5 protein-coding genes and 1 pseudogene are annotated in these 3,813 nt (G+C 43.3%); 3 read left to right on the top strand and 3 right to left on the bottom strand.

The window, feature by feature from the left end; translation table 11 throughout:
- Positions 1-468 precede the first annotated feature (468 nt).
- Complete coding sequence (locus Q1Q15_RS25355) at positions 469-732, top strand: DUF3862 domain-containing protein (RefSeq protein ID WP_300465571.1); 264 nt, start codon at positions 469-471, stop codon at positions 730-732.
- 24 nt (positions 733-756) lie between these two features.
- Entirely contained in the window at positions 757-1,161 is a 405-nt protein-coding gene (locus tag Q1Q15_RS25350; RefSeq protein ID WP_300465569.1) for a hypothetical protein, read from the top strand.
- A 65-nt stretch (positions 1,162-1,226) separates the two neighbouring features.
- On the opposite strand, the gene Q1Q15_RS25345 is transcribed toward Q1Q15_RS25350, so the two are convergent.
- Positions 1,227-1,481, bottom strand: coding sequence for a hypothetical protein (locus tag Q1Q15_RS25345; protein WP_300465567.1), 255 nt, complete (start codon positions 1,479-1,481; stop codon positions 1,227-1,229).
- Positions 1,482-1,741: 260 nt separating this feature from the next.
- Between Q1Q15_RS25345 and Q1Q15_RS25340 the strand changes: the two are divergent.
- Positions 1,742-2,010, top strand: a pseudogene (locus tag Q1Q15_RS25340) (hypothetical protein).
- A 97-nt stretch (positions 2,011-2,107) separates the two neighbouring features.
- Here Q1Q15_RS25340 and Q1Q15_RS25335 read toward each other — a convergent pair.
- Positions 2,108-3,433 (bottom strand): dockerin type I domain-containing protein, encoded by a 1,326-nt coding sequence (locus tag Q1Q15_RS25335; protein ID WP_300465562.1) that lies wholly within the window; start codon positions 3,431-3,433, stop codon positions 2,108-2,110.
- A complete protein-coding gene (locus tag Q1Q15_RS25330) occupies positions 3,430-3,618 on the bottom strand; it encodes a cold-shock protein (RefSeq protein ID WP_300465560.1) in 189 nt (62 codons plus the stop codon). Before Q1Q15_RS25330 ends, Q1Q15_RS25335 begins: the two co-directional genes overlap by 4 nt.
- Positions 3,619-3,813 lie beyond the last annotated feature (195 nt).

The following is a 3,813-nucleotide window of genomic DNA, read 5'->3' as shown; positions in this document are numbered from 1 at the left end:
GTAGGTTTGAAGCATTATATTTTCCTTTTTTGGATGCAGCTTAACCTACGATATTTTTACCCAAAAGTCAAGTAAAACCCTTTAAAATAAGGCTTTTTGAAGCTTAATGTCAGGAGCTCTGAATTTAAATCGACCTCATACATGTTTTGAAAAAACCGATTGAATCGGATAGGAATAGTATGGTCAAAAAATAAATGAAAAATATCGCTTGAATTTTTCCTGGTGCTCTATCTAAACTCACTATGAAAGTTATTAAAATTATATATAAATTTTGCAATTTCTGACTTTTTGAGATAATGTTCCTTTTTAAATTTTTGCAGATACAGTTTGAATTATTGAGTGTCTGGGAGATTAAGATTAATGCAAGTTATGGTTAAGTTTTTCAAAAGATATCTAATGGAAAGTATATATTGAGCTTTACCCTATAACGCAGGCCGAAGATCATAAATCAAGGAAAAAGGAAACAAGATGGCGAACTTAAAAAAAATTATTATAGTTGCACTTCTAATCTTCTCCGTAATCCTTGTCGGTTGTAGCAAACTCACACAAGAAAATTATGACAAAATCGAGGTAGGAATGGACTATCAGCAGGTTATGGTAGTTATTGGTAAGCCAGATAAATGTGATGCTGCATTTGGAACCAAAAACTGTATTTGGGGAAATGAAAAAAGGAATATAACCATCAAATTTATTGCAGATAAAGTTGTTCTTCCAACTATGAAAGGGTTGTAATATCTATAATATTGAGGAATTATCATGAAACTTTTAAGACGATTATTCATTTTTTCTGTTTGCTTCTTCTGTTTTTCAGGGTGCAATACTTTTGGAATTGGGATTCATGGGCCTGGATCTGGATCATCTAATCCAAAATATCACAAACAAGGCCCGCCACCTCATGCTCCTGCCCATGGATATCGCCACAAACACAATGATGGACATGAACTTGAGTTCGATAAAGAAATAGGTTGTTATGTAGTGATCAATGTACCTGAAACCTATTTCGGAAATAATGTGTACATCCGTTTATCAAGTTCTGGTGAATGGATTGTATCTGCAGAACTTGAAGGTGGTTGGCGTGTAGCCGTTGGAAGTGAAGTACCATATAAACTTAAAGATAAAGAGCACAAAAAGAAGAAAAAGAAGAAATCAAAAAAAAAATAGAATCTCAAGTGTTCTGGACTAAAAAATTCCATTTTTTTCAAGAGGAGTGCTAAGATTCAAAAAGTTTAACGGCAGCCCAGGTCGATCAGCTTTTTTCTGTTCAGCTGTTTTCCTGCCAGTAATTTGCGCAGTTCTGTACTGAATGCACGGTGGACATCAATGATTTCTTCGATCAGCTTGCGTTGTTTATCAAGTATCCCAATAATGGATACCCGCTGTCTGTCATTAAGGACATCATTTAAAAACGCTTCCCCTTTGTCCCCGGTAACAGAAATGCTGATATCATAATCTTTCTTGTTCATCGCAGGTATATCTTTCATGTAAAACCCGCCAAAATATGTGCACTGTCTTTCCGGGCATATATATGTATCAGCTTCTACAGATCCGGCATACCAACTGAAAAATTCGCTGGCATAGGTCATTTAAGCCACATTGTGGTCTGCGCTGAATTGTGTTAACGTTGGAGGATGTAAAACCGTAATATAATTTGTTTTCACTTCGGTATCACTACCGTTTGAGCCCGTAACCATAAGTTGAATACTGTAACCGCATATAAAGGAGTTGCTTATCAATCTTGACGATGGTCCGAATTTTCAGAATGCCCAAATTTAATGACAAAACAGGTTTGCGAATCCGCCTGGTTTATTATTCTCCCTACCATAGCAAGTACAATCCGGTTGAAAGATGTTGGGAATATTGGAGGAGCATTGGAACGGAGAAATATTGGATTCAGTATCAAAAACATTCAATTGGGCATTTACGATGACATGGAAAGGGATAAAGCCCTTTGTAACTTTGGTGGAAACGTTATACACGAAAGGAATCCGGCTTACAAAAAAAAAGAAATGAAACCTTACGCAAACAGAATTCAACGTTCAAACACTCTGCCCAAATGGGATGTATTTATTGAATCCAAAATTACGTAGATTATTTCTTGTGAAATCCCTTATATGTCGATCGTCAAGTCAATTTCGTATACAACAGACTGCTGCCCGGTCTGACTGGTGGCATAAATATCGATCGGATACGTCTTCCCATTACTCAGGTCCCAGTTCTCGGGATTATCGGCCGGGGCCGACAGGTCAATCACCCACTGGCCGTCGGCTCCCACAACAGTCGAGAAACTGCCGATCGGATCTTCAAACTGCACCGTGATCGTCTGACCCGGACCCCCTGTTCCTGTGAACACCGGTCGAGTAGAATAACAAGAATAGGCATCTCCGCCACCCTGAAGAGTATCTCCCAACATCGGGGCCACAGCCGCCCCTGAAACCTTACGAAGAGTATAGAGCAAATCGCCCATGCCCAACTTCCCATCACCATTCACATCAGTGGACTTATATATTAACTCAACAGGCTCCATACTGCTCATTAACTGTAGCAGTAATACCACGTCTTTCAAGTTGACTTCGTTATCATTGTTGTAGTCACCGGGATTAGGCATCGGTGGCGGTTGCATATTGGGGCTGAAGGCCAGGCCAAAATCGTCGGCGTACTCCCAATTGGGGTCGATGTAGATTGCCGGGTCGATCCACGCGGACGCATTGACTGTACCGGTGCCCGATTCGGCCATGTTATAGGTCGCCCAAGCGTGCACGTCTCCCCGCGCATTGGCTCCCTGGACAACTTTCATCTTGTAGTACGAGAGGGCCGCAAAACCTACCTGCACTTGCACCTTATGCGGCGGCCAGGTATCCCCCACTATCTGCCCCACTTCTGAGCCTTTCGAGAGGGTTTCCGATACGGCAAGGATCCGCGTTTGGCCATCGGCTGCCCACACGTTCAGCCAAGCGCCACATGCCGCGTACGAGACCTCTCCACTGTAGGAAAGTTCCAGGTTATACTTCGTCTTGAAGTACACGGGCACGAGTTGCGACGTGGCCGTTCCCATCCGATTGTAGACCACCAAATAGAATTCGTTAAGCGCACTGGCCCCGGCGGAAACCCCTGCCGTGCCGGGCTCATTGGCCGCACTGGAAATGTCTACCGACGCAGCAGCTTCAGGCCCCTTGGCCGTGCTCATGCCCACAACCGTATACGTGAAGCTCTGGCCAGGGTCCCCTGTCGACTTGGTAGCTGATTTGAGGACGATTTCGGCGGCATTGATGTCGCTTCCCGTAAATCCGCCCCACAAAGGCGCGGAAACGCGTTCATTGTATGTGGCGTCTTCGATCTTGATTGGGAAGACGCCCGGCTCCGAGGCTGATGCAGTAACCGCGGCGGCGATGAGCACGACCAGAGTCGCGCAGCAGGCCAACCCATTCGTACTCATGACTCATCCTCCCAATTGGGTGTTTCTCCGATGTCGAATTTTACCTTCTGGCCTTCATCAAGCGTTGCATAGCCCGAGGCCTTGATATCAGAGTGGTGCACGAACAGATCTTTCCCTCCATCACCTGGAGCAATGAAACCGAAATCTTTGTCTGAATTGAACCACTTTACTGTTCCCGCACTCATAGCGCATTTCTCCATATTAGTTTGATATTAGTTTTATAGTAGTTGATCGTCGCCTAATTTTGTGGACACTTAACCCATCTTTTTGAACCAAAATTCATATGCCCTATAATTACAGCAAGTTATATTTTTAAAGGCTTTGTTATGGCACTACGTTTGTTTATTGTGCTCTTAATCGTCTTGCCGGGATGAGAGCAT

The organism is Desulfobacula sp., from assembly GCF_030145145.1.
Classification (GTDB): Bacteria; Desulfobacterota; Desulfobacteria; order Desulfobacterales; family Desulfobacteraceae; genus Desulfobacula.
Note: the sequence above shows the minus strand (reverse complement) of the source record. Positions and strands in the feature narration are given on the sequence as shown.